The organism is Budvicia aquatica DSM 5075 = ATCC 35567, from assembly GCF_000427805.1.
Classification (GTDB): domain Bacteria; phylum Pseudomonadota; class Gammaproteobacteria; order Enterobacterales; family Enterobacteriaceae; genus Budvicia; species Budvicia aquatica.
Map to the genome: position 1 here is coordinate 42201 of NZ_ATYS01000017.1, position 25896 is coordinate 68096.

The window sequence follows — 25896 nt, forward strand, 5'->3', positions numbered from 1 at the left end:
CCTACTCCTTATTATTATCAGTGATTTTAATCATGGCTGTTGTTTTATCTATATCCAAAATAATATGACGGATATACCAATATACTGTTGTTAATCACAACATATTGCCATCTAGCATAACAGATGCCCGGCCAAAACGCGTATATCGGCTTTTCCGGATTACACAGGATACCTATAGTGAACCTCTCCGTTCAAAAATCAAAATCTGCCGGCACATAAACAATGAAATATATTGCTAACAACGCTTAATACGGCCTAGCCGAGTCAGGCTCAATCGGTTAACATCTGTAGTTCCCGAAAATTAACTACTCAATAAAGATAAGAATCTAACTATGGCTCAAGTCGCGAAAAAAATGTTGGTGACGTGTGCGCTACCATACGCAAACGGTTCAATTCATCTCGGTCATATTCTCGAGCATATTCAAGCAGATATTTGGGTTCGCTATCAACGAATGCGCGGACATCAGGTTCACTTTATCTGTGCGGATGACGCCCACGGCACCCCGATCATGCTTAAAGCTCAGCAGCTTGGCGTGACGCCGGAGAGCATGATTGAAGAGATGAGCCATGAACACCAAAAAGATTTCGCAGGCTTTTCTATTAGTTATGACAACTATCACTCCACGCACAGTGAAGAAAACCGCGAATTATCAGAACTGATTTATAGTCGCCTTAAAGCTAACGGTTTTATCAAAACCAGAACTATTTCTCAGCTTTACGATCCTGAGAAATCCATGTTCCTGCCCGATCGCTTTGTTAAAGGTACTTGCCCTAAGTGCAAGGCACCGGACCAGTACGGCGATAACTGTGAAGTATGTGGAGCAACGTACAGCCCGACAGAGTTAATTGATCCGCGGTCCGTCGTTTCAGGTGCCACACCTGAGATGCGTGAAACCGAACACTTTTTCTTTGACCTGCCGTCATTTCAGACCATGTTACAGGCGTGGACCCGTTCGGGTGCACTGCAAGAGCAAGTCGCCAATAAAATGCAGGAGTGGTTTGATGCAGGCCTTCAGCAATGGGATATCACCCGTGATGCCCCATATTTTGGCTTTGAAATTCCGGATGCTCCGGGCAAATTTTTCTATGTCTGGCTGGATGCGCCTATTGGCTATATGGGGTCATTCAAAAACCTGTGTAATAAACGTGATGATTTATGTTTTGATGAATACTGGAAAGAAGGTTCAGAGACTGAGCTTTATCACTTCATCGGTAAGGACATTGTCTATTTCCACAGCCTGTTCTGGCCTGCGGTATTAGAAGGCAGCCAGTTCCGTAAGCCGACTAACCTGTTTGTTCACGGTTATGTCACGGTTAACGGCGCTAAGATGTCAAAATCACGCGGTACCTTTATTCAGGCCAGCACTTACCTGAAACACTTAGATCCGGACTGTTTACGTTATTACTACGCGGCAAAACTATCATCGCGTATTGATGATATTGACCTCAATCTGGAAGACTTTGTTCAGCGCGTAAATGCCGATATCGTTAATAAAGTGGTCAATCTGGCCTCGCGCAATGCCGGCTTTATTACTAAGCGCTTTAACGGTCAGCTATCGCATAAATTGGCTGATACTGAGCTATACAAAACCTTTACCCATGCCGCTAAAAGCATCAGTGAATGCTATGAGCAGCGTGAGTTTAGTAAAGCGATTCGTGAAATCATGGCGCTGGCCGATATTGCTAACCGCTATGTCGATGAACAGGCACCTTGGGTTGTGGCAAAAGAAGAAGGCCGTGATGACGACCTGCAGTCTATTTGCTCCATGGGTATTAATATGTTCCGGGTTTTAATGACCTTCTTAAAACCGGTCCTACCAGCCCTGACCGACCGCGCCGAAGCATTCTTAAACCAGGAACTGAGCTGGGATGGCATTCATCAGCCGCTGCTCGACCATAAAGTGAATAGCTTTAAGGCGCTGTTTAACCGTATAGATGCCGATAAAGTAGCGGACATGGTTGAATCATCTAAAGCTGACCTCAAGGCCACTCAGGCCCTTTCAGCCCCTAAAGCTGCCGCAGGTAGCGTACTGGCGGAAGAACCTATTGCGGAAACCATCACTTTTGATGATTTCGCAAAAGTTGACCTGCGGGTTGCGCTGATTCAGCAGGCTGAAGCGGTTGAAGGGTCAGATAAGTTACTGAAGTTAACGCTGGATCTGGGGGGAGAAATCCGTCAGGTATTCTCCGGCATTAAGTCCGCCTATCCCGATCCTAAAGCACTGGAAGGCCGCTTAACGGTTATGGTAGCTAATCTGGCTCCGCGTAAAATGCGTTTTGGCGTTTCAGAAGGCATGGTTATGGCTGCAGGTCCCGGGGGAAGCGATATATTCCTGCTTACTCCAGACAGCGGTGCTCAACCGGGCATGTCTGTTAAGTAATAGATTAATCTAAAGCGATTAACGCTAAAAACAAAGGCGATGATAAATTCATCGCCTTTGTTGTTTCTACTGATAGCAAACTGACTGATTAATTAGAAGGTATAGTCCGCGGCAATAAAGTAACGGCGCCCTTCTTCATTATAGCTGTAGTCATCACGGCTCAACTCTTTATCAATCAGGTTAAGCACGCCGGCACGTAGTTTAAGATTTTTTGTCGCCTGATAAGCACCACCGGTATTCCACACCACATAACCGCCCGGAGTTGCCTCAGTGCCATTAACCGCCCGTTGTTTTCCGGTATAGTTAGCCGATACATAGAAAGACCAATCCTCAAGTGGCATCCAGTCCACAGTACCATTAGCCGTATGGAACGGACGCTCTTTTAGCGGCTTATTTCCGCCGTTGCTCAGATCCCGTGCATCGTTATAGGTGTAGTTAAGTTTTGCTTTCCATTGGTCAGTAATCGGCACCGAGATTTCAGTTTCAACCCCGCGAATACGCGCTTTATTCACGTTGTAATAGCCAAAAATAGGCGCTCCGGTGCTCGGATCAAAGCCAAGGAAATTAGGGTACGACGGAGCAAGAGATGTATTTGCCGTACGGTTAATACCAATCATATCTTCAAGATTGTTTTCAAATACCGTAATACTACTGTTAACGCCTTCCAGAATACCCTCCTGGCCTGCGTAATAAATACCTAACTCAAAGTTCTCACTGGTTTCAGGCTTTAGGTCTGAATTGCCAGAAACGATACAGGATCCCCGGCATGATGCAGACTGCCAGTCAGGGCTTAACTGCAGCAATGATGGCGCTTTAAACGCCGTTGCCCAACCACCTTTAAGCGTTACTTCGTCCGTTGCGTTATACACTAAATATGCTCTAGGACTCCAATGAGTACCATATTCTTCATGGTTATCCATTCGAGTACCGGCGGTCAGCGCCAGGCTATCAAGGATACGCCACTCATCTTCAATAAATACTGCATGTTGCTTAGCCGAAGCAGAGCCGCTGCCTTTGAGATTACCCGGATCGGAGAGATCGTCTTTACGCAGCTCACCGCCTAAAGTCACGGTCTGATTGATAGCATCAACCGGTAGAATAAATTTACCGTCAAGCGTCTTATTTTCTGAGGTGATATGGCTGGTACTGTAATTATCCACTTTCTCGCCGTAGAAACGGATTTCAGTATTCGCCAGGCTCCAGCGTCCGTTATGAGAAACCGAGTAGTTCTGACGTTCCAGACGGGTTTTATCTAATGAGTCTGAATTTCGATCCTGACGGTCAAAACCATAACCTAACAGGATTTCCTGCTGTTCGGTTGGCGTAACGGAAAACTCAACGTTACCATCCCGGCTCTTATAGCCTTCAATTCCGCCCTGTGTGCCGCTGGTACTGGTTTCGGATGGTTTAGCCTGATCTTTATCGCGCTGAGCAAAATTACCGAATAATTTCACACCCAGCAAATCGTCAATTAAAGGACCGCTGGTATATACGCTGGTATTATAGCTATCACCGGTATCACGATGTTCCTGAATAGTACTGTCTACGCTCAGATTGGTAGACCACGTTTTCTTGACTTTACGGGTAATAATATTGACTACCCCGCCCAGCGCATCTGAACCGTACAGCGAAGACATCGGGCCACGTACTACTTCAATGCGTTCAATCGCATTAACCGGCACCCAGCTCAGGTCGTAATCATTATGACGAAATACTGCATTGCGCGAGTTAACGCGCTTACCATCAACTAAAATCAGCGTATAGCTGCTGTCCAGCCCGCGAATGCTCACGCCGCGCCGGTTATCACCTTCGTTAGTTAGCTGAACCCCAGGAACCTCTTGAAGAATATCTTTTAAATTTTGAGCCGGTTTACGGTCTAAATCTTCCCGAGTAATGACGCTAATACTGGCCGGTGCATCCCTCAGGTTTTGTTCCACAGCAGAAGCCGTAACAACCATGGTCTGTTCTTCTGATGCAGCAAACACAGAAGCACTGGTAAGTAAGAGCGGTACATACATCCCTGACAAAATAATCGGATTAAGTCGTAGCCTTGCCATTGAAATCTCCATAATATTAATGTCTATTTGTAATAATTCTTTGTTAAATCTGCGGTTATTAGTCTTGTTATCAATCAAGTCACTTTATATTTATCAGCCCGACTTCCAGAAAAATGACAAAGAAATCCCTCGCGAAATAAAAGTATTTCAGCGACCAATCATCGAAATATATTGTCATTAAAGGTTACAAATCAGAGCATACAAACATTAATGCAAATGATTACCATTATCAACATAAATATTGTAGGGATATTTAATAAGTGTGAATGCTGACAGCTTTAATAAAGGAACACAGAGCCCGGCAGAAAGTATCGAGTTAATGTTCATCATTGTCTTCCTTTCCCTGAGGTGTAAATACGACTAATAATAAGAATGATAACTATTACTTAAATAAAGCCAGACTCTGGAGGAAAAATAAATTTTTCCTCAGGTCATTTTTTTGCTTTAAATGCGTTTTTACAGCGACTAACTTACTGAATGTTCTACCAATCCATCAATTAACACTTGAGGCCGGCCAAAAGAGCAGCGCTCGATTCGCCCACGAACGCCATATACCTTGGCCAGACTGTCCGGTGTAATCACCTCTTCGGGCTTACCGTCAGCAATTAAATCACCGCTCTGAAGCATCAGAACATGATCTCCGTGGCGCAAAGCTATATTGATATCATGAACCACCACAACGGTAATAATATTGCGTTTTTGAGTCTCTTTACGCACCAGATCCATCACGTGGAACTGATAGTTAAGGTCCAGCGCGCTAAGAGGTTCATCTAACAAGAGTAATGACGGCTGGCGAATCAGTGACTGTGCCAAACCGACTAACTGTTTCTGCCCGCCGGAGAGCTGATCTAAATAGCTCAGCGCCAGGTGAGAAATCCCTAATTGATGAAGCAAAGCCATCACTTCAGCTTCACTTTTATCATCGCTACTGCCACCGGATGCCCGCTGGGCAACAACGATAGACTCAAGCACGTGCAAATGAACCCCAGCCGGTAACGACTGTGGCAGATACACCACTTTTTTAGCCCGTTCAGCAAATGGCATTTGCATTAAGTCATGGCCATCGAGAAGCAATTCGCCGGTAGCATGATTTAACCCTGCCAAAGAGCGTAATAGCGTTGATTTACCGCTACCGTTTGGTCCGAGCAAAACGGTAATTTCTCCGCGGGATAACATCGGGATCGATAAATCTTTAATGATTTGCTTCTTCGGATACCCGGCATTAAAATTTTTCGCCTGCAAGCCGCTCATTACACGTTCCCCCTATGGCGCAGAATAATGCTCAAGAAGAACGGAACACCAACCAGTGACGTCACTATCCCAACAGGAATAATTACGCCCGGGATCAAATTCTTAGAGGCAACGGAAGCCATGGAGAGTACCAACGCACCAATAAACGCACTGGCTGGCAAATAAAAGCGGTGATCTTCACCGAAGATCAAGCGGGCAATATGGGGGGCAACCAAGCCGATAAAACCGATCGGCCCGACAAATGCAACCGCCAAAGCTGACAAAATACTAATACGTAGCAATGTCGTTAACCGTAAACGTCGAACGTCAATACCAAAGCTAATCGCCCGGTCTTCGCCCAACCTTAACGCAGTCAGCTTCCAGGCGTTCATCATTGACCATGGGAATAACACCAAGAATACCACCAGCAAAATGGTTAGCTTAATCCAGGTCGCTCTGGCTAAGCTTCCCATTGTCCAGAATACCAGCCCCTGCAAAGTATCTTCTGAAGCAATAAATTGCATCATAGAAACCAACGCATTAAAGGTGAAAACCAGCGCAATACCGAATAACACCACGCCGGACGTCGCAACCCGAGTCCAGCGAGTTACGGCATCTAACATAAATGCCGCTAACAGCGCGAAGATAAAGGCATTGGCCGAAATAAACCACTGAGGGTCAATACCGGGAATACCAATGCCTAAAACAATGGCTAGCGCGGCACCAAATGCCGCGGCTGACGAAACCCCTAAGGTAAAAGGGCTGGCCAGCGGGTTATTTAAAATGGTTTGCATTTCAGCACCGGCAAGGCCTAAAGCCATACCGACCACGATAGCCATCAATGCATAAGGCAGGCGGATATCCCAGACAATAACCTGAGTACCCGCATCCACCGTTTCCGGATGCCATAAGGTCTGCCACAGTTCACTGATGGTAAGACCGGAAGGACCCATAATAAAATCAAGCACAAGTGACCCAATAATCGCTAGAATGACAAAAGCCATCACTATCAGACGCTTACGTAAAATGCCATGATAACGGCCCATTATGCTGGTATCAGCAGAGGCCTTTTTTGCTGCTATTGAATCTGTACTTGTGCTCATTAATGACAACCATTGTTACTTTATTATCAAATAGTAGTGCAAATTTTTATTATTTTTTATCAGCCTGAGGCCCGACCCAATAGGTACCTGACGGCTCAATCGCTAAGAAATCTTTATACAATGTATCCATTGTTTTTTGGGTATCAATATCTTTGAACTGCTCAGGATAGAACCACTTACCAAACTCCTGAATAGCCAGCACGTTATACGGTGAGTTATAGAAGCTATGCCAAACAGCATAAGTTCTGCCCTCTTGCACCGCAGGCAATGTGTTAATACCTTTGCGGTTAAGTATGCTATTCAGGCTATTACGAGCAACTTCGTAAGGCACATCAGCCCCCAGCTTAATCCCTAAACCAGGTGCGTTAGCCGCACGAGCGCCGGTTGCGATGTATACATCTGGATTAGTCGCGATAATCTTCTCAAGGTTAACGGTACCTAAAGCACCCGGCAGCAAACCTTTTGCGATATTAATACCACCGGCTAAATCAATAAAATCACCCATATTACCGTTACCGGCCGTACCACAGCACTCATCAGAAGTTGCCGCTTTCAGCTCGATAAACACTTTAGGTTTTTTATCTTCAGGAATTGTTTTGGTGACATCGGTAATTTTAGCCACATTGTCTTCGTAGAATTTAATGTAGCGCTCGGCCTCGGCTTCACGATGTAAGGCCTTACCTAAAATACGCATGCTCGGCACAGTATTTTTTAACGGGGAAGTACGGAAATCGATAAATACCACCGGAACGCCCGCTTTTTCTAGCTGAGTAACCAGTTCACTGCTACGGCCCGGGCCATGACCGGATAAGCCAAAAATAGCAACGTCGGGATTCAGCGTTAGTACTTTCTCAGCGCTAACGCTTTCAGCCGTGGTGTTACCGATTAATGGAATTTTATCAATTTCTGGAAATTTTTCTTTGTAGCGCGCGTAGGTATGAGGATCTAGCTTGCGGAAATCCCCCTGCCAGCCAGCAATACGGGATAATGGTTTATCGCCTTCGAGTAAAGCAACGGCGTAAATTAAACGCCCTTCACCCAACAAAATACGGTCGACTTTTTTCGGTAGTTCAACCTGACGCCCTGCGATGTCGGTAATTGATTCTGCCCATGCTCCGGCGCTCAATAGTAATGAACTCCCCATTAGCAGAGAGATACTAAAACCCTTAGCCAATGAACTCTTTAATTGCCCCATAATGATGCCTTTTCCCTACGGTTTCAAAGAGTGCAAACAATAATGCAAAAGAGAACGATTATCAATAACAAATGGCGTGAAATGCGCTTAGGAAATGGTTTTAGATCAAAATTGAACGCATTAAAAAATAGGATAGCGATACGAAATAGCAAACAGAATGATAAAGCCGCAGTGATCGAGTATTAACACGCCGATCAAATAGCGGCTTTTATGGTAGTAAAATGCATCAGTATCGGGGAGACAACCGCCACTTTATTCAGTAAATAGCTGCCGGTCTGATTGATAGCGTTGAATATATTCATCAGCCAGCCTTTTAGAAGGTGCCATTCTGCCCGACTTCCTCAAGGTTGGTGAAACTCGATTCATCATTGTTCTGGCCTTATCACCCACCCGATCGTTTCTTTGAGCGGCAACGGTGGCATACCAGGCATAGGCCTGCTGATAGTCTTTTTTAACCCCCTGCCCCAGAAAATAGGAGCCTGCCAGATTAAATTGGGCAATAACATATCCTTGCTCAGCCGCTTTGGTATACCAGAAAATGGCCCGACCATAATCCTTATCGACCCCTTCACCGTGAGAGTAGGCTGCACCTAAATTATTTTGAGAGCTTGCTATACCCTGCCCTGCGGCCAGATTATCCCAATATACTGACTGCTCCAGATTAATATCGGTTCCCCAGCCTTTGAGATAAAAATTGGCAACCTGACTTTGAGCCTTGGCATTTCCCTGACTGGCCGATTTGGTATACCAGTTCAACGCTTCATCATATTGAGATGACGCAGTATAAATATCACCAAGCTTAGCCTGAGCATCGGCATCTCCGCTTTCTGCAGACAGCCGTAACCAGCGATCGGCTTGCTCGCTATTACCGGAAGCCGAAAACATTGCGCCGAGTTGGCGCTGAGCAGCAATATCACCCTTTTCGCCCTGCTGTTCCAGCGCAGCCATATATTGCTGCAGCCCGCCCAGCATACTTTTATCGGTTGATTTAATCGTTGGTTTAAAGGTAGGCGATTTAGCTTGTTGCACCGGTACACAACCCCCTAAGAGCAGGGTGAAAATACTCAAAGCAACGATATAGTATCTATCCTTGTTACCCATAATTGCTACTTCCCGTCGGCCTGTTCTAGCAAGAGTCTAAATAACTGGCGATCTATTTCCTGACAGTCACGAGCAATTCTCGCCTGATATACGCTATCCATTACGTTGCTCATATCACCGTCTAAGGTTTCACGCAGGGCTAAATATTGAGTTGCCGACTGCATACTTTTATCCAGTGCCAGCTTATTTTGATTGTATAGGCTTGGATCAACACTTTTTAATGACTCAAGCTTATCTAAACATCCCTGAAAACGCTGTTGATAGGATTGCCCGCCACGCTGCTGATAATCCTGTCTCACTAAATTGGCACAACCGCTGGTGGCTATCAGGGCTACGCCTAATGCGGTCAATATCAATGTTTTTTTCATCAATCCCTTACCTTAAGTCACGCCATCGCTGGCTATTAAAGTGATATATAAACGAATAAATCCGTAGCAATACTAAACCGAATAATGGTATCGGAATGGTAAGATAGTCATCAGATGCGCATTATTAAACGGCGGAGAATACTGTCAGGCTGCTATATTACTCTATCCTTAAGCGGATATATCGATACAAAATGACATATAATAAGAAATCAAAATATAGAAAACCAATACTCACAAAATATAAAAATATAACTGAACAAAATAATATTTATTCAGATACAAAAAAGGCGACATATTAAATGTCGCCTTTCTATATCAATATAAACTGCTATTAATGTTTAATATTGGTATCCGGAAATTCCATATCTTTATAGTGAATAAACTTAGTTTTCTTCACCAATTTATAGCCAAACCAAATGGATAAAAACAGCGGAATACCAATATAGGTTGCAGCAACCCCATACCAGTCAATATTATCCTGCAGGAAAGCCTGATAGTTCTGACCCAGCGTGATGATCAAGCACAGCACAAAGGCAAAAATCGGCCCTAATGGGAAGAACCCTGAGCGATAAGGTAAATCACTCAAGTCACGCCCCTGCTTGACGTACCCGCGACGGAATCGGTAATGACTAATGGCAATACCTAACCAGGCAATAAATCCGGTCATACCGGAGGTATTGAGTAACCACAAGTACACCTGCTGATTACCAAACATTGACGTCAAGAAGCACAAGCCTGCTACGACGGTAGTCGCAATCAGCGCATTACGCGGAACGCCACCTTCAGAAAGCTTAGCGAAAATCTTAGGTGCTTTACCTTCGCTGGCCAATGCATACAGCATACGCGTAGAGGCATACATCCCGGAGTTACCGGCAGAAAGCACTGACGTTAATATAACGGCATTCATCACCGCAGCGGCAGAGAGTAAGCCGGCATGTTCGAATACTAAGGTAAACGGACTAACGCTGATATCAGTTTCATCATTACGCAACAGGCTCGGGTCTGTATAAGGAATCAGTACGCTGACGATCAGAATAGCGAAGATATAGAACAACAGAATACGCCAGAACACCTGACGTACCGCGCGCGGAATATTACGCCCCGGATCCTCAGACTCACCGGCAGCAATTCCAATCAGCTCCGTTCCCTGGAAGGAGAAGCCGACTATCATCGCGACCCCGATCATGGCAGAAAATCCGCCGGAGAATGGCGCATCCCCGATAGTCCAGTTATGCCACCCGGAAGACGGACCGCCTTTCAGAATACCGAAGATCATCAGAACACCGAGCCCGATAAAGATAATCACGGTAACGACTTTAATTAATGAGAACCAGAACTCTGCTTCACCAAATCCTTTTACTGAGATGTAGTTCAGTAAGAACATCAGCCCCAGGAATAAGGCACTCCAAATCCAGCTGGGTAAGCCTAGCGGAGTCTCAGGGAACCAGTATTGCATCACTAGTTGAGCGGCAACCAGGTCAACCGCAACGGTTACGGCCCAGTTATACCAATAGTTCCAGCCCAAGGCGAAGCCAAATCCGGGCTCAACGTATTTAGCACCGTAAGTAGAGAAAGAACCTGATACCGGCATATACGCCGCCAGTTCACCTAAACTGGTCATCAAGAAATAAACCATTAAACCAATAAGTGCATATGATAATAATGCACCACCGGGGCCAGCCTGCGCGATAGTTGCACCGGATGCAACAAACAGGCCGGTACCAATCGATCCGCCAACGGCGATCATGGTTAAGTGCCGGGCTTTCAGCACGCGGCGTAGCTTAGGGGCGCCACTTGTTGAGGTATTAGATTCTACCTGAGCCATTGGTAACCTATATCGAAAACTAAAAGAGCGCGATTGTAACAAATGTGAAGATGCCCGATAACCTCAATCCGCCTGATATTAGATTCGTTCATAACTCGCAAGAAGTTATTAGCTAAACCATATAACGTAATAAATACCGACAACTAAATAGCCGCTTTAAAACGTCTATTCAGTCGAGTTCAACATCGTGCAGGTCAGGCAGTTAAAGGCTCAACGACAAATTAACCTACTTACTTTTAATTTCATTCAGCAATTCTGTCGGGAAATGACAGTAGGTTAAAAACTGCAATAGTCCGGCGGATAAATGCTTCTGACGATGATATATCAGATACAGAGTACGTTCTAAATCTGCAAATGGGATCTTCAGCTCAACCAGCGTACCCAACTCCAACTGTTCAGCCACAACCCGACGGGACAAGCAACTGATACCGATACCGTGCCTGACGGCATGTTTAATCGCCTCGGAATTACCCAACTCCATAATAGGTCGGGCGCCGGGCAGGTGTAACATCAGGCTATGTTCTAATACATCACGGGTTCCCGAACCGGTTTCACGTAAAATCCACGGGGCCTTCGTCAAGGCTTCAATCGAGACCGGGCCTTTTGCCAGAGGATGGTCCGCTGAGGAAAAAACCACCAGCTCATCACTGACCCAAGGGCGGGATATCAAGTCAGGGTGATGGCATGGCCCTTCGATCAAGCCAAAATCCACTCTAAAATCCACTACGGACTGAATAATTTCACGGCTGTTGCCTACGTTGAGCTCAAGCGGCGTATGAGGAAACTCATGGCGATAAGCGGCGATGATTTCAGGCAGCATATAATTACCAATAGTGGTACTGGCCGCGACCCGTAAAGCACTATCATTTTGCTGAAACAGTTGTTCAACTTCGGTCGCCTGCTCCAGCAGCGCCAACACCTTTGGATAAAGTAATCGGCCGTTCTCGTTAACCACCAACCGCTTACCCACCCGGTCGAACAGTAAAACGTTAAGCTGCCCTTCCAAATCTGACAGCGCCGCACTGACCGCCGACTGAGATAACGCCAGCACCGATGAAGCCTGAGTAGTGGAACCGCTTTTTAATACCTCAACAAAAATCTCAAGCTGTCGCAATGTTATGTGCATGGCATCCCTCCTTACCACTTATACCGATAAGTTATAAATATATAATCAATTTCTCTTTTATAGCCAGTTACTTTACTTTATAGCCATATTTTCAACGATGGAGGGTGACTTATATGCACCAAATCAGTAGCTGGATGGCATTTAAACGGGATCCGTCAGGATTTATCACGCCACTGCTGCCGGGTTTATTGCTGGCCGGAGTGATTACCGCATTTTCAATGTATGCCGCTACGCTGCCGATCGTGTCACAGTGGGGTCTTAGTGCCCTGACCTTAGCCATTGTGATTGGCATGATTTTAGGTAATGTTGTTTATCCTTCTATTGCCTCAAGCTGTGACGGCGGCGTTCATTTAGCCAAACAAAAATTATTACGGCTTGGCATTATCCTGTATGGATTTCGTTTAACCTTTCAACAAATTGCTGATGTTGGCCTCAGCGGTATCGTCATTGACGCCCTGACGCTAACATCTACATTCTTTCTGGCCTGTTGGTTAGGTAAATACCTGTTTGGTATGGATCGGCAAACAACCCTATTAATTGGCGCAGGCAGTAGTATTTGTGGCGCTGCAGCGGTTATGGCTGCCGATCCGATTGTAAAATCAGAATCAAGCAAAGTTGCGGTAGCCGTGGCAACGGTTGTGATATTCGGTACCATCGCGATGTTTCTTTATCCATGGATCTATCAGTTGGATCTAAAGCTGAATATTCTTAGCTTGTCAGATAATGATTTCGGTATTTATATCGGTTCAACGATTCATGAAGTGGCACAGGTTGTTGCCGCAGGTAAGGCTATTTCTGATGATGCCGGTAACAGCGCCGTTATTACTAAGATGATTCGAGTCATGATGCTGGCGCCGTTTTTACTAATTCTTTCGGCTTATCTGAGCCGTACTGAAGCCCCATCGGCTTCAGAAAACGCGCAAGCGCAGAAAAACCCGGTGGTTATTCCTTGGTTTGCCGTTTTCTTTATCTTAGTTGCCGGATTTAACTCACTCGACCTGCTGCCTGCGAAATTAGTCAGCATCATTATCGATCTGGATACGGTATTACTCTGCATGGCAATGGCGGCTTTAGGGTTAACCACTCACGTCAGCGCCATTAAGCAAGCCGGGGTTAAACCTATGCTGCTAGCCGCATTACTGTTTATCTGGCTAATTGTCGGCGGTGCAGCTATCAATTTGCTGATATTGAAATGGGGTATCTGATTTTATCTGCCGCCGGAAACAACCAATCTGGCGGCAGATATTTGATCCAAACGGATATAAGTACGCTGAATCTATTAAAGTTACACATTTGTTAATAGCCGTTACGATAGAAATTATGCGATACTCCTGCTTATCAACAGAGGAGAATTGAGATGAAGTTTATCGGTGCACATGTGAGTGCAGCAGGCGGTCTAGACCAAGCGGTCATCCGCGCTCACGAACTTGAAGCAACAGCATTTGCCTTGTTTACTAAAAATCAGCGCCAATGGCGGGCCTCACCGTTAACCGATGAGGTTATATCTGACTTTCGTCAGGCCTGTGAGAAATATAACTACACTCCTCAGCAAATTCTTCCCCATGATAGCTATCTGATTAATCTGGGTCATCCGGTCGAAGATGCATTAAAAAAATCTCGGGATGCTTTTATTGATGAACTTGAGCGCTGTAGCCAACTTGGCCTGACGTTGCTTAACTTCCATCCGGGTAGCCATTTACTACAAATAGATGAAGACCTCTGCCTGGCCCGTATTGCAGAATCGATCAATATCGCGCTAGATAAAACGGAAGGTGTTACCGCCGTTATCGAAAATACCGCCGGACAGGGCAGTAATCTGGGCTTTAAGTTTGAGCATCTGGCGGCCATTATTGACGGTGTAGAAGATAAAAGTCGGGTTGGCGTCTGTATTGATACCTGCCATGCATTTGCCGCCGGTTATGATATTCGTACTGAAGAAACCTGTGAAAAAACCTTCGCCAGCTTCCAGCGGATTGTTGGTTTTAATTATTTACGCGGCATGCACCTCAATGATGCAAAAAGCGAGTTCGCTAGCCGGGTTGACCGCCATCATAGCCTGGGTGAAGGTAATATCGGCAAAACGGTATTCAGCTATATTATGCGTGACAGCCGGTTTGATAATATTCCACTGATTTTGGAAACCGTTAACCCCGACATCTGGAAAGATGAAATTGCGTGGCTAAAAAGTCAGCAAAAACAGTTAGCAACGGCATAAGATTAGTGTGATGTTAAGATAAAAATCCCGGTGAAAGCCGGGATTTCAGACTGATGCTTAACCATCAGATTGGTAGCATCAATTAAATGGTTTTAATTCAACCCGCGACATCATCGATGCCAGCTGCATACGATCTTTAATGCCTACGTTACTCTGACTGACAGCCAGAACGGCTACCGCCGTCGCTAAACGCAAGGTATGCTCGCTGGATTCACGCATCAGCAATCCGTAAATCAGGCCACCTACCATTGAATCTCCGGCGCCCACGGTACTCACTACATCACAACTTGGCGGTTTAGCTAACCATGCACCGGAGGCATTAACCCACAATGCCCCTTCAACGCCTAATGAAATCACAACGTGGGCAATTCCGTCCTCACGCAGAGCATGGGCGGCTTCAACAACATCAGCCAAGGTCGGCAAGCGACGCCCCATCCAAATCTCCAGCTCGCGGCGATTAGGTTTGACTAACCAAGGCGACGCTTTTAAGCCCGCGGCAAAAGCTTCACGGCTGCTGTCAAAAATAATACATGGGCACAGGGATCGTAGCTGGCGCATCCAGTCGCTAAAAGCTTCAGGCGCAACGCCAGAGGGTAAGCTCCCGCTGACAGCAACCATATCAAACTGCCCCAGCCACGATAAGGAATCGGTGGTGAACCGTTGCCAATCCGCCGGAGTAACTTCAAAGCCTGAAAAGTTAAAGTCAGTGACTTCATTATCAGACTCGGTTAATTTCACGTTAATGCGAGTGCGCCCGGAAACCACCTGAAAACGGTTGGCGATTCCCAGCTCACTGAATAACTGCTGAAAACCATCCTGATTATCTTTACCTAAAAACCCACCTACCGTGACATCAATGCCCAGATCTTTTAATACCTTGGCGACATTGATCCCTTTACCGGCCGCATGTAATCCTGCCGTTCTGACCAAATTGACTTCCCCGCGCTCAATCTGAGGGCAGTAGCCAACTAAGTCATAAGCCGGATTCAAGGTTATTGTTGCAACGCGTCTATTCATCAATATCTTCTTTTAAACTTATACCGACAGTCAAAACTGTCACTCAATAGCCAAAGAAACGCCTTTGCGTTCCCCTGTTTACCTTTGGTGGATCGTTTCAGGTGATTTTAGCCTTATTTTTGTTCAATTGCTCTAGCCGAGCCAATCTTTTAGCTTTCATCACTTGATATGAATCTATTTATTATCGGAAATCAGATAAAAAGGTGCCGACGGCGCTGAATGAGGGCACCATCAATAAATGTACTTAAAGCCTATACTCTGCAATCAATAAGAGTCAGTAATAGAGATCTTCAGGGGGCGGTCAGAAATTCTAACTGACGCAGGTATATGAGCGCTTCATCCCGGTTGTTCAGGCACATATCCGCGCGGGGTTTTAACTGTCCGCAGACCTTAGGCCTGTCAGGATGTTCAAAAATCTTACACCGAAAAGCATCATCAAGATGAATACAGCGAACATCCGCCGCTTTGCCGTCGGGCATACCGGGAATAAAGCTGGAAATGGATAATCCGATACAACATGCACCACAACCCGGTCGACATTCCATGCAATACATCCGCAGCAGGACATTAAAGTTGCCAGACCATATCAGCACGCCAGAATAATAACCAGCTATTTACCGAACGGCTATCACTTCTCCGGACTAACCATATTAATTGATTAATAAAAAGGGGTTTACAAATAACAGCATCCACGTATCATTAGACTAGTACAGAAATATAACCTTATCAGGAAAGTCTATAATGTCACAAGATATGCCTTTGCATAAACGCCCTTCCGTATTTGGCGGCGCGATGATTATCTCTGGCACCGCGGTTGGTGCAGGAATGTTTTCCATCCCAATTGTGACATCCGGCGTGTGGTTCAGTGGCTCAACCCTGATGCTTATCTATACCTGGTTCTGCATGTTATTTTCAGGCTTAATGTTACTGGAAGCTAACCTAAACTATCCGGCGGGATCCAGCTTTCATACCATGGTTAAAGGCCTGTTAGGCAGCGTATGGAATAGCATCAACGGGCTGTCTGTTGCCTTCGTTCTTTATATCCTGACCTATGCCTATATCTCCGCCGGTGGCTCAATTATTAGCCATACCCTTTCCTCGGTGTTTGCTATTAATCAGACCATGGCCGGGTTGTGTTTTGCTGTTCTGGTGGCATTTATTGTTTGGTTATCAACCAAAGCGGTCGATCGTATTAATACCATTTTGATCGGCGGTATGGTGATCACCTTTGTCTTTTCCGTCAGTGATATGTTTACCCAGGTCAGTACGGTAGTGCTGTTCAATACGGCAGAAAGCGATGCGCAATATTTACCTTATGCTTTAGCAGCACTGCCCTATTTATTGGCTTCATTTGGCTATCACGGAAATATTCCCGGCTTAGTCAAATACTATGGCAAAGATGCTAAATCCGTAGTGCAGAGCCTGCTCTACGGAACCTTAATCGCGCTGGTCATTTATCTGTTATGGCAGTTTGTTATACAGGGCAATGTTCCCCGCCCGGCATTCAAACAGGTTATTGAAGAAGGCGGAAACATTGGTAACTTACTGGCTCAGTTAGATAACGGTACCGTCACATCAACCGTTAAACAGTTACTTAATGCTTTCTCTTATATGGCGCTGGCCAGCTCATTCCTTGGTGTATCTCTTGGGTTACTGGATTACATTGCGGACTTCTTTAAGTTCGAAGACTCAGCCGCAGGGCGAACTAAATCAGCGCTGGTCACGTTCGTACCGCCAACAATCTGCGCGCTGATATTTCCTAACGGTTTCTTGTACGCCATTGGATTTGCAGGCTTAGCAGCAACTATTTGGGCCGTTATTGTACCGGCCATGCTGGCCCGGGCCAGTCGGGTACAGTTCCCTCAGGCAAGCTATCGCGCCCCCGGCGGCAGGCTGATGATTTACTTTGTTATTCTCTTTGGTTTGATTAATATCGTCGCCCACGTTCTTTCAACGTTAAACTTATTGCCGGTGTATCAATAGCCCACTAAGTTGCCCATACTAAGTTGCCCATATTGGTATCAGGTGAGTTCAATATTTGCCTGATACCACGCATCTCTCCTGAGATTTATGATCTAACGCCTATCATAAGAATTTTTATCTATTCATAGATGGATTCTTCTTGCCTGTTTTCATACGCGCGAGTAACTTGTCGCCAGATATTTTAAACAGTCAAAACAGGTCTTTTTATGCCAAGAGCAAATGAAATAAAACGCGGTATGGCGATCAATTACAACGGCAAAATGTTATTAGTCCGTGATATTGAGGTTCAAAGCCCAAGCGCGCGCGGTGCCAGCACGTTATATAAAATGCGATTCTCTGATGTCCGTACCGGTCTGAAAGTAGAAGAACGTTTTAAAGGTGATGATATTCTCGAGGCTATCAGTCTAAATCGTCGTCAGGTCACCTTCTCTTATATTGATGGTGACGAATACATTTTTATGGACGATGAAAACTACACTCCGTACATCTTCAAAAAAGAACAAATTGAAGAAGAACTGCTGTTTATCCCTGAAGGCGGTATTCCGGGTATGCAGGTCTTAACCGTTGAAGATCAGGTTCTGGCGTTAGAATTGCCACAAACTGTCGATATGGAAATTGTTGAAACCGCTCCCGGCATAAAAGGCGCATCAGCCAGTGCCCGTAATAAACCGGCAACGATGAGTACCGGTCTGGTTATTCAGGTTCCTGAATATTTAAATCCGGGTGAAAAAATCCGTATTCATGTACCAGAGCGTCGCTATATGAGCCGCGCAGATTAAAGATTTAAACTAACGCCATAGAGTGACTTACTGATATGGCGTTAGTTTTCCAAGTAATAAAAAATTATTCGCTTAAACCTAGCTGTATTTCATTCAATGTTAGAATCAGTTATAGGTGATGGTTGCTATACCAAGCTTTCTCGACTTATCCACCCAATTAAAACTCACCATATTTCCATTACCCAACTGTTGTGGCTGTTCAGTCGCTTGATTAATCGGGACCTGAGTAACCAGCGGCTGACGATTGTTATGCGAACATGTCAGCGTCACAACGCGATTGTTACTCGAAAAATCACACGGTTCCTCGACCACACGGCCAACAAATGTAATCTGCGCGGAGCTTGAAGCCCAAACATTTAGCACTGAGAGTGAAACAATCCCTGTAATAAGTAAGAAAAGCCCTTTAACCGAAGTTTTTACTATATCTTTCATATAAGACCTCTGGCTATATACTTATTAAAGTCAAATTTCCAGCAATAAACTATTCACTCCCTTGGTACTAACGCCCCGAAATTTAATATATTGATCCAATATTTCAATATGAATCCGATACCCGATGGCATAGACTTCGAATATCCAACCCATATTTCTATAATATAGTTCGGATTGATAAGGTGATCCTTCTGTGACAAAAACAAATTTAATTACCGGCTTTCTGGGCAGTGGTAAAACAACCACAATCCAACATCTGCTACGCCAAAAACCTGCCGATGAAAACTGGGCTATTTTAGTCAATGAGTTTGGTGAGGTGGGCATAGATGGCGCATTGCTAGCGAATCAAGGTGCAACCTTAAAAGAAATTCCCGGCGGCTGTATGTGCTGCGTTAACGGTTTACCTATGCAGGTTGGTTTAAACATGCTGCTCAAGCAGGCTAAGCCAGATCGCCTGTTAATTGAACCGACAGGCTTAGGGCATCCGAAGCAGATTCTTTCGCTATTAACCTCAGACGTTTATCAACCCCTGCTCGATTTACGTGCGACGCTTTGTCTGGTTGATGCCAGGCAGCTATCAGAACCACGTTATTACGAAAATGAAAATTTTCGCGATCAGCTCGCCTCAGCTGATATTATCTTGGCCAGTAAAGCCGACACATATTCAGAAAATGACAAAGCCGTATTTAGCCAATGGCAACAAAATGACGATTTAAAACGCCCATCTTTCTTTATCGAACAAGGCAATGCTCCCGTTGAATTACTCGACAAGCCACGCCTTAATCTGCAAGAATTACCCGATTCAGCACACCATCATCATCCGAAGAAAAATGGCCTGGCTGCGCTTAGTTTAGCGGGCGATCGGGGCTGGCGCAGGGCATTAAATCAGGGGCAAGGATATTTTAGCTGTGGCTGGATATTTGACTCGGCCACCTGTTTTTCAACGGCTGCATTACTTGATTGGGTTCGTTTGGCACCGGTGGAGCGTGTCAAGGGCGTTATGCGCATTGCTGAAGGCACCATAATATTTAACCGCCAAGGGCTAGATTTAAGCATTGAGACTCAGCCCGTTGAACCTGTTGATAGTCGAGTTGAGCTGATTCACACCAGCGAAGCACCGTGGAACGTACTACAGAGCGAATTATTAAAAGCCCGAACCCCAAAGTCATAACTTGTTGTCATGCAAAAGCAATCTATGATTATGGTGTCAGACTTAAGTTTTAATGTTATTAAATTTATATAAAGGTGTTTTGATGGGCTGCAGTAACTTACCTAAAATCTTACTTTTGAACCTATTTGGAATTGGGTTATTCCTTTCTTGGTATTTACCTGAAAATCATGGTTTCTGGTTCCAGATTGATTCATCAATTTTTCACTATTTTAATGCCCATTTAGCCACTAATGCTGCTTTTCTAAAGCTGGTTGCTATCACCAATAATCGAGCCTTTGACGGCGTTTCATTAATGGCGATGGGCTTACTGTTTCTTTATTTCTTCTTGAAGCAGGATGCTGCCGGCAAACGTCGGATGATTATTATTGGCGTTGTCATGTTACTGACCGCCGTCCTGATTAATCAGTCAGGCAGGCTATTACCCGTTCAACGTCCAAGCCCGACCCTGAGCTTTAGTGATATCAATCGCGTTACCGAGCTGTCAGGAATTCCGACTAAAGACTCATCTAAAGACAGTTTCCCCGGAGATCACGGCCTGATGCTGATGATATTCGCAGGATTTATGCTGCGTTACTTCACTCGGTGGTCATTTGTCATTGCGGTCGGCTACGTTATTATCTTTTCACTACCGCGTATTATGGTCGGTGCACACTGGTTCACTGATATCTATGTCGGTGCTCTTTCAATGGCCTGCGTTGGGCTAAGCTGGTGGTTATTAACCCCGGCAAGCGACTTCGTCATTAATGGTATCAATAGATTAATTCCGGGATATAAACCCCCATCACGCTAGCCTTGTGTATATGACCGGTAGTCATAATCACTACCGGTTATATGTCACAAAAAAAGATAAAAAACTCGTTTTGTAACATTTCAAAGCCAGAAAAGTCTCGCAATCAGACTTTCAATACAGTAGTCTTCCTAGCGTTTGTGTGTACTTACCGCGAATGGAGCATAACAGGAAGACAGGTATTGTCTCGTTTTGCCAGGAATAATTGCCCAATGCCCCTTGATTTTAGGCGCCTTGAGCGAACCCAGATTAACACCGTGTGTAGCGACTTTTGTCGTTAAGGACTAGAAAGGAATTCCATTAAAATGGTCAAATCTCAACCGATTCTGAGATATGTTCTACGATTAGCGCCGGCCGTAGCCGCAATCGTAATGCTATCAGGCTGTGGCACATTATCATCTGCAGAAGCTTCAAACTCCAAACATACAGAGACCAGTGCAGTAAAAGACAGACAAGGGCTTTCACTACAATCGTCTCAAGATGAATTTGAATCAATGGTTAAAAACGTTGATATCAAATCCAAAATTCTTAACCAGTATGCTGGCTGGAAAGGCGTTCGCTATCGGATGGGCGGCTCGACTAAGAAAGGCGTCGATTGCTCCGGCTTTGTACAGCTGACATTCCGTGAACAATTTGGCTTAGTCCTTCCTCGTGATACCTCAAGACAACAGGCTACGGGTAAGCAGATTAAGCGAGAAAAACTTCGCCCGGGAGATTTAGTCCTGTTCCGCGCGGGTTCAACCGGTCGCCACGTTGGCATTTATATCGGTAATGATAATTTTGTTCATGCGTCTACCAGCAGTGGAGTCATAATTTCCAGCCTTAACGATAAATACTGGAACTCACGCTACCATCAGGCTCGCAGAGTCTTAAATAAAAGCTGATTAGCATTGAAAAACGCCTGAATAAATTCAGGCGTTTTTGTTTGCGTTCAATCTGATACCATCTTCAGACAATCCCCCCTGCCGGTACATAACTATCCCCCTGCGCTAACCCGCGCCCTCAAACTAGGTAACCTTCATAACATGAGATATAATATAGAGATATTTTGTATCGCATACGCCACGGCTTAGCACTAATGACTGGTCGTGATGCTCAATAGCGTTAACCATAATCACATTACTGAGTCAGAATCACTTATGAATATGTTACGTTTAAGTCGACAGAAGAATCCGAGACTGTTTCCCCTTCTGTTTACTGCATTCATATTTTCGGCATTCAGTTCTTATAGCCATTCAGAAACAACGCCGCCAGAAACGATCAAAGAAAGCTATTCGCTATCACTGCTTGGCGAGCCTAAGTATGCGGTTAACTTTACCCACTATGACTACGTCAATCCCTCGGCACCAAAAGGGGGTAAAGCGACCATTGCAGCAATAGGAACCTACGATAACTTCAACCGCTATGCTCTCCGAGGTAATCCTCTGGCCGGAAGCGAACGGATGAACGACACTCTTTTTACCGCCTCTGAAGATGAAGTCAGTAGTATTTACCCGCTGATTGCTGAATCTGCCCGCTATACCGATAGCTTTCAGTGGATGGAAGTTAATATTAATCCACGGGCACGCTTTCAAGACGGGACGCCAATTACTGCTGAAGACGTAGCCTTTAGCTTTGAGAAGTTTATGACCGAGGGTGTTCCCCAGTTCCGTAGTTTCTACAAAGGGGTAAAAGTACGGGCGATTTCAGAGCTGACCGTCAGAATTGAACTACCTGAGCCCGACCGGGATAAAATGATGGGAATTATCGGCGGGCTGGTTATATTCCCTAAACATTTTTGGCAACACCACAACCTCGGTGAACCGCTGAATATTCCACCTTTAGGCAGCGGCCCCTACAAAATCAGTGATTATAAATTAGGTCAATACATCGTATATCAGCGAGTTAAGGATTACTGGGCGGCTGATTTACCGGTTAACCGTGGTCGCTATAACTTCGACACTATCCGCTACGACTATTACCTGGACGATAAAATATCACTGGAGGCCTTTAAAGCTGGGGCCTACGACCTGCGCATTGAGTCATCGCCAAAAAGCTGGGCAACTCAGTATCAAGGTAACTACTTTGATAAAGGTTTTATCGTTAAAAAAGATGAAGAGAATAAAGCTGCCCAGCAGAGCAGTTGGCTGGTGTTTAACATACATCGCCCGGTCTTCTCCGACCCTAGAGTCAGAAAGGCCATTGGCCTGGCTTTCGACTTTGAGTGGATGAACAAAGCCCTGTTTTACGGCGCGAATCAGCAACCGCGCAGTTTCTTCCAAAATACTATTTATGAAGCCACCGGCTTGCCAAGTGAAGATGAGCTGGCCTGGTTAACGCCATTAAAAGATAAGATACCCGGCGAAGTCTTTACTCAGGAATACCAACCGCCTACAACCGACGGTACGGGTAACAATCGTAAAAACCTTCTGCTAGCAACTCAACTGCTCAAAGATGCCGGTTGGGAGATTAAAGATAAGGTACTGGTTAATAATGAAACCGGTAAGCCAATGGAGTTTGAGCTGTTACTGCTTAGCGGCGGTAACTCACTGTATGTTTTGCCATTCCAACAAAGCCTGGCGCGTTTAGGGATAAAGCTGAACGTGCGTGAGGTCGACAGCTCTCAGTTTATCAGCCGCCTGCGCAGCCGTGATTTTGATATGCTGCCTCGCCCTTATCCTGCGATGGAATATCCGTCTTCTGACCTGATGTTTTATTGGAACTCCGCTTATATTGACTCCAGCTATAACGGCCCGGGTATTCAGGATCCTGCAGTAGATGAATTAACTCAAAAAATTAGCGCGCATCAAGGCCAGACAAAGCCTTTATTGTCCTTGGGTAAGGCGCTGGATAGGGTATTAACCTCCCACTACTTAATGATACCGATGTGGTATTCCAACCACGACAGGTTCGCTTACTGGAATAAGTTCTCTATGCCGGAAGTTCGGCCAAATAGCTCGCTGGGCTTTGATACCTGGTGGTATGACGTCAATAAAGCCGAACAGCTCCCCGAACAGCGTCGTTAAGGATCCTGCATGACTTCTTATATCGCCCGGCGTTTTTTACTGTTAATCCCGACCTTATGGGCCATTATTACCCTGAACTTTTTTATTGTTCAAATTGCTCCCGGTGGCCCGGTAGAACAGGCTATCGCCACTATTGAGCTAGGGGAAAAAAGCGGATTTGGCAGCGGTACTGCTGATATGACCGGCGGAAACCTAACGCTGACCGCAAAGAGCGAACAAAAGTATCAGGGCGGACGGGGCTTAGACCCTGAGGTGATTGAAGCGATTAAAAAGCGCTTCGGTTTTGATAAACCACTACACCAACGCTATTTCGATATGCTATGGAGCTATATCCGCTTTGATTTTGGCGATAGTTTGTTTCGTGGTGCCTCGGTCATGACGTTGATTAAACAATCGCTCCCGGTCTCAATTAGCCTCGGGCTTTGGAGCATGCTAATTACCTATTTAATATCTATCCCGCTGGGTATTAAAAAAGCGGTGCGTAATGGCTCACCATTTGATATCTGGAGCAGCAGCGTAATCATTATTGGCTATGCCATTCCCCCTTTCCTATTTGCGGTATTATTGATCGTAATTTTTGCCGGTGGCGGTTATCTGGACTGGTTCCCGTTACGGGGGCTAATATCCAATAACTTTGAAGACCTGACCTGGTACGGCAAAATTGGTGACTATCTGTGGCATATTACTCTGCCGGTGGTCGCGATGGTTATCGGCGGATTTGCCGGTTTAACCATGCTGACCAAAAACTCTTTTCTGGATGAAATCCACAAACAGTATGTTATTACCGCTCGGGCAAAGGGCCTGACGGAAAAGCGCATTCTCTATGGGCATGTGTTCCGTAATGCCATGCTGCTAGTCATTGCCGGTTTTCCTGCCGCCTTTATAGGCTCATTTTTTACCGGTGCATTATTAATAGAGGTGATATTTTCCCTCAATGGACTCGGCTTACTGGGTTACGATGCGACATTACAACGCGATTACCCGGTAATGTTTGGGACGTTATATATGTTTACGCTGGTCGGTTTGGTGCTAAACATTCTGGGCGATATTGTCTATACGTTAGTTGATCCAAGAATTGATTTTGAGGCCCGCGGATGAGCAAATTGAGCCCGATAAATCAGGCCAGATGGCTTAAATTCAAGCATAACCGCCGCGGTTACTGGTCACTATGGATCTTTGCCATGCTGTTTGTTATCAGTATGTGCGCAGAGCTGATCGCCAACAATAAACCGCTATTGGTCAGCTATAAGGGGGAGCTCTACACCCCTTTTCTGGTTAATTACAGTGAAACAACTTTTGGCGGTGAATTTAAATCTGAAGCTGATTATCAAGACCCTTACGTTATTAATCTGATTGATAAGAACGGCTGGGCATTATGGGCTCCTATCCGTTTCAGCTATAACACCATCAATTACAATAGCCCTTCTCCGTTCCCGGCGCCGCCATCAGCATCGAATTTATTAGGTACAGACGATCGCGGCCAGGACGTGGTAGCAAATATTCTCTACGGGTTTCGTATCTCTATTTTGTTTGGCCTGATGCTAACCACAATTTCCAGCGTTATTGGTATTGCCGTCGGGGCAACTCAAGGCTACTACGGTGGTAAAGTTGACCTGATTGGCCAGCGTCTGTTAGAAGTCTGGTCCGGTATGCCTACGCTGTTCTTAATTATTTTACTATCAAGCGTTATTCAGCCTAATTTCTGGTGGCTGCTGGGCATTACTGCCCTATTTGGTTGGATGGCGCTGGTCGGCTTGGTGCGGGCAGAATTTTTACGCACGCGTAACTTTGATTACGTCAGGGCCGCCAGAGTCATGGGCGTAAGAGACAGCAAAATTATGCTGCGCCATATCCTGCCTAATGCCATGGTTGCGACCCTTACCAATTTGCCGTTTATTCTATGTGGTTCCATCACCCTGCTTACCTCGCTGGACTTTCTTGGCTTTGGCCTGCCTTTAGGTTCCCCTTCGTTAGGTGGCCTGTTACTGCAAGGAAAGAATAATCTTCAGGCTCCATGGCTTGGTATCAGTGGATTCTTCATCGTTGCGTTTCTGCTGTCATTGCTGATTTTTATCGGTGAAGCTGTCCGTGACGCGTTTGATCCTTCTAAGGCTTATTGAT

22 protein-coding genes are annotated in these 25896 nt (G+C 45.4%); 11 read left to right on the forward strand and 11 right to left on the reverse strand.

Annotated elements, in window-relative coordinates:
* The first annotated feature begins 332 nt into the window (after nucleotides 1-332).
* Nucleotides 333-2381 carry a methionine--tRNA ligase gene (metG, locus tag YWE_RS0108330; protein WP_029094107.1) on the forward strand — a complete coding sequence of 683 codons (2049 nt, stop codon included), beginning with the start codon at nucleotides 333-335 and terminating at the stop codon, nucleotides 2379-2381.
* A gap of 92 nt (nucleotides 2382-2473) precedes the next feature.
* On the opposite strand, the gene cirA is transcribed toward metG, so the two are convergent.
* The 8 genes from cirA to yieE form a co-directional block, all read right to left on the reverse strand.
* Nucleotides 2474-4438, reverse strand: coding sequence for a catecholate siderophore receptor CirA (gene cirA / locus YWE_RS0108335; RefSeq protein ID WP_099044246.1), 1965 nt, complete (start codon nucleotides 4436-4438; stop codon nucleotides 2474-2476).
* A 465-nt stretch (nucleotides 4439-4903) separates the two neighbouring features.
* Entirely contained in the window at nucleotides 4904-5689 is a 786-nt protein-coding gene (locus YWE_RS0108345; protein WP_029094109.1) for an ABC transporter ATP-binding protein, read from the reverse strand.
* A complete protein-coding gene (locus YWE_RS0108350) occupies nucleotides 5689-6771 on the reverse strand; it encodes a FecCD family ABC transporter permease (RefSeq protein ID WP_029094110.1) in 1083 nt (360 codons plus the stop codon). The genes YWE_RS0108345 and YWE_RS0108350 overlap by 1 nt, the downstream gene beginning before the upstream one ends.
* A gap of 49 nt (nucleotides 6772-6820) precedes the next feature.
* The gene (locus YWE_RS0108355) at nucleotides 6821-7966 is read right to left on the reverse strand and encodes an ABC transporter substrate-binding protein (RefSeq protein ID WP_029094111.1); all 1146 of its coding nucleotides are present in this window, start codon (nucleotides 7964-7966) and stop codon (nucleotides 6821-6823) included.
* Between the two features lie 252 nt (nucleotides 7967-8218).
* Nucleotides 8219-9067 (reverse strand): tetratricopeptide repeat protein, encoded by an 849-nt coding sequence (locus YWE_RS28955; protein ID WP_051323254.1) that lies wholly within the window; start codon nucleotides 9065-9067, stop codon nucleotides 8219-8221.
* A 5-nt stretch (nucleotides 9068-9072) separates the two neighbouring features.
* The gene (locus tag YWE_RS0108370; protein WP_029094112.1) at nucleotides 9073-9435 is read right to left on the reverse strand and encodes a hypothetical protein; all 363 of its coding nucleotides are present in this window, start codon (nucleotides 9433-9435) and stop codon (nucleotides 9073-9075) included.
* Nucleotides 9436-9766: 331 nt separating this feature from the next.
* Nucleotides 9767-11260 (reverse strand): amino acid permease, encoded by a 1494-nt coding sequence (locus tag YWE_RS0108375; RefSeq protein ID WP_029094113.1) that lies wholly within the window; start codon nucleotides 11258-11260, stop codon nucleotides 9767-9769.
* Nucleotides 11261-11486: 226 nt separating this feature from the next.
* The gene (yieE, locus tag YWE_RS0108380) at nucleotides 11487-12386 is read right to left on the reverse strand and encodes a DNA-binding transcriptional regulator YeiE (RefSeq protein ID WP_029094114.1); all 900 of its coding nucleotides are present in this window, start codon (nucleotides 12384-12386) and stop codon (nucleotides 11487-11489) included.
* A 113-nt stretch (nucleotides 12387-12499) separates the two neighbouring features.
* Between yieE and YWE_RS0108385 the strand changes: the two genes are divergently transcribed.
* A complete protein-coding gene (locus YWE_RS0108385) occupies nucleotides 12500-13591 on the forward strand; it encodes a YeiH family protein (protein WP_036015505.1) in 1092 nt (363 codons plus the stop codon).
* A gap of 152 nt (nucleotides 13592-13743) precedes the next feature.
* Nucleotides 13744-14601, forward strand: coding sequence for a deoxyribonuclease IV (gene nfo, locus YWE_RS0108390; RefSeq protein WP_029094116.1), 858 nt, complete (start codon nucleotides 13744-13746; stop codon nucleotides 14599-14601).
* 78 nt (nucleotides 14602-14679) lie between these two features.
* Here nfo and fruK read toward each other — a convergent pair whose 3' ends face one another.
* Both fruK and YWE_RS0108400 read right to left on the reverse strand, forming a co-directional pair.
* On the reverse strand, nucleotides 14680-15618 hold the full coding sequence (fruK, locus tag YWE_RS0108395; RefSeq protein WP_029094117.1) for a 1-phosphofructokinase: 939 nt from the start codon (nucleotides 15616-15618) through the stop codon (nucleotides 14680-14682).
* 290 nt (nucleotides 15619-15908) lie between these two features.
* Nucleotides 15909-16163: a YkgJ family cysteine cluster protein gene (locus tag YWE_RS0108400; protein WP_029094118.1), complete on the reverse strand. Its 255-nt coding sequence runs from the start codon at nucleotides 16161-16163 to the stop codon at nucleotides 15909-15911.
* 196 nt (nucleotides 16164-16359) lie between these two features.
* Between YWE_RS0108400 and mtr the strand changes: the two genes are divergently transcribed.
* Both mtr and yeiP read left to right on the forward strand, forming a co-directional pair.
* Nucleotides 16360-17601: a tryptophan permease gene (mtr, locus tag YWE_RS0108405; protein WP_029094119.1), complete on the forward strand. Its 1242-nt coding sequence runs from the start codon at nucleotides 16360-16362 to the stop codon at nucleotides 17599-17601.
* Between the two features lie 206 nt (nucleotides 17602-17807).
* Nucleotides 17808-18380 carry an elongation factor P-like protein YeiP gene (yeiP, locus tag YWE_RS0108410; RefSeq protein WP_029094120.1) on the forward strand — a complete coding sequence of 191 codons (573 nt, stop codon included), beginning with the start codon at nucleotides 17808-17810 and terminating at the stop codon, nucleotides 18378-18380.
* Nucleotides 18381-18485: 105 nt separating this feature from the next.
* Here the strand turns inward: yeiP and YWE_RS0108415 are convergent, their stop codons facing one another.
* On the reverse strand, nucleotides 18486-18812 hold the full coding sequence (locus YWE_RS0108415) for a hypothetical protein (protein ID WP_029094121.1): 327 nt from the start codon (nucleotides 18810-18812) through the stop codon (nucleotides 18486-18488).
* 193 nt (nucleotides 18813-19005) lie between these two features.
* On the opposite strand from YWE_RS0108415, the gene YWE_RS0108425 reads away from it, so the two are divergent.
* The 6 genes from YWE_RS0108425 to YWE_RS0108450 all read left to right on the forward strand — a co-directional run bounded on the left by YWE_RS0108425 (nucleotide 19006) and on the right by YWE_RS0108450 (nucleotide 25895).
* Entirely contained in the window at nucleotides 19006-19983 is a 978-nt protein-coding gene (locus tag YWE_RS0108425) for a CobW family GTP-binding protein (RefSeq protein ID WP_029094122.1), read from the forward strand.
* 82 nt (nucleotides 19984-20065) lie between these two features.
* Entirely contained in the window at nucleotides 20066-20773 is a 708-nt protein-coding gene (locus YWE_RS0108430) for a phosphatase PAP2 family protein (RefSeq protein ID WP_029094123.1), read from the forward strand.
* 302 nt (nucleotides 20774-21075) lie between these two features.
* On the forward strand, nucleotides 21076-21654 hold the full coding sequence (mepS, locus tag YWE_RS0108435; protein ID WP_029094124.1) for a bifunctional murein DD-endopeptidase/murein LD-carboxypeptidase: 579 nt from the start codon (nucleotides 21076-21078) through the stop codon (nucleotides 21652-21654).
* A 294-nt stretch (nucleotides 21655-21948) separates the two neighbouring features.
* A complete protein-coding gene (locus tag YWE_RS26935; protein ID WP_407641206.1) occupies nucleotides 21949-23775 on the forward strand; it encodes an extracellular solute-binding protein in 1827 nt (608 codons plus the stop codon).
* A 9-nt stretch (nucleotides 23776-23784) separates the two neighbouring features.
* Nucleotides 23785-24873, forward strand: a complete 1089-nt coding sequence (locus YWE_RS0108445) for a microcin C ABC transporter permease YejB (protein WP_029094125.1) — start codon at nucleotides 23785-23787, stop codon at nucleotides 24871-24873.
* A complete protein-coding gene (locus tag YWE_RS0108450; protein WP_029094126.1) occupies nucleotides 24870-25895 on the forward strand; it encodes an ABC transporter permease in 1026 nt (341 codons plus the stop codon). The genes YWE_RS0108445 and YWE_RS0108450 overlap by 4 nt, the downstream gene beginning before the upstream one ends.
* Nucleotide 25896: the final 1 nt, after the last annotated feature.

Coding starts and splice junctions, on each gene's coding strand:
- YWE_RS0108385 (WP_036015505.1), top strand. CDS start 12,500: ATGCACCAAATCAGTAGCTGGATGGCATTTAAACGGGATCCGTCAGGA.
- YWE_RS28955 (WP_051323254.1), bottom strand. CDS start 9,067: ATGGGTAACAAGGATAGATACTATATCGTTGCTTTGAGTATTTTCACC.
- YWE_RS0108375 (WP_029094113.1), bottom strand. CDS start 11,260: ATGGCTCAGGTAGAATCTAATACCTCAACAAGTGGCGCCCCTAAGCTA.
- mtr (WP_029094119.1), top strand. CDS start 16,360: ATGTCACAAGATATGCCTTTGCATAAACGCCCTTCCGTATTTGGCGGC.
- YWE_RS0108450 (WP_029094126.1), top strand. CDS start 24,870: ATGAGCAAATTGAGCCCGATAAATCAGGCCAGATGGCTTAAATTCAAG.
- YWE_RS0108345 (WP_029094109.1), bottom strand. CDS start 5,689: ATGAGCGGCTTGCAGGCGAAAAATTTTAATGCCGGGTATCCGAAGAAG.
- YWE_RS0108445 (WP_029094125.1), top strand. CDS start 23,785: ATGACTTCTTATATCGCCCGGCGTTTTTTACTGTTAATCCCGACCTTA.
- YWE_RS0108415 (WP_029094121.1), bottom strand. CDS start 18,812: ATGAAAGATATAGTAAAAACTTCGGTTAAAGGGCTTTTCTTACTTATT.
- nfo (WP_029094116.1), top strand. CDS start 13,744: ATGAAGTTTATCGGTGCACATGTGAGTGCAGCAGGCGGTCTAGACCAA.
- YWE_RS0108370 (WP_029094112.1), bottom strand. CDS start 9,435: ATGAAAAAAACATTGATATTGACCGCATTAGGCGTAGCCCTGATAGCC.
- YWE_RS0108400 (WP_029094118.1), bottom strand. CDS start 16,163: ATGGAATGTCGACCGGGTTGTGGTGCATGTTGTATCGGATTATCCATT.
- yeiP (WP_029094120.1), top strand. CDS start 17,808: ATGCCAAGAGCAAATGAAATAAAACGCGGTATGGCGATCAATTACAAC.
- YWE_RS0108350 (WP_029094110.1), bottom strand. CDS start 6,771: ATGAGCACAAGTACAGATTCAATAGCAGCAAAAAAGGCCTCTGCTGAT.
- YWE_RS0108355 (WP_029094111.1), bottom strand. CDS start 7,966: ATGGGGCAATTAAAGAGTTCATTGGCTAAGGGTTTTAGTATCTCTCTG.
- fruK (WP_029094117.1), bottom strand. CDS start 15,618: ATGAATAGACGCGTTGCAACAATAACCTTGAATCCGGCTTATGACTTA.
- mepS (WP_029094124.1), top strand. CDS start 21,076: ATGGTCAAATCTCAACCGATTCTGAGATATGTTCTACGATTAGCGCCG.
- YWE_RS0108430 (WP_029094123.1), top strand. CDS start 20,066: ATGGGCTGCAGTAACTTACCTAAAATCTTACTTTTGAACCTATTTGGA.
- cirA (WP_099044246.1), bottom strand. CDS start 4,438: ATGGCAAGGCTACGACTTAATCCGATTATTTTGTCAGGGATGTATGTA.
- yieE (WP_029094114.1), bottom strand. CDS start 12,386: ATGCACATAACATTGCGACAGCTTGAGATTTTTGTTGAGGTATTAAAA.
- metG (WP_029094107.1), top strand. CDS start 333: ATGGCTCAAGTCGCGAAAAAAATGTTGGTGACGTGTGCGCTACCATAC.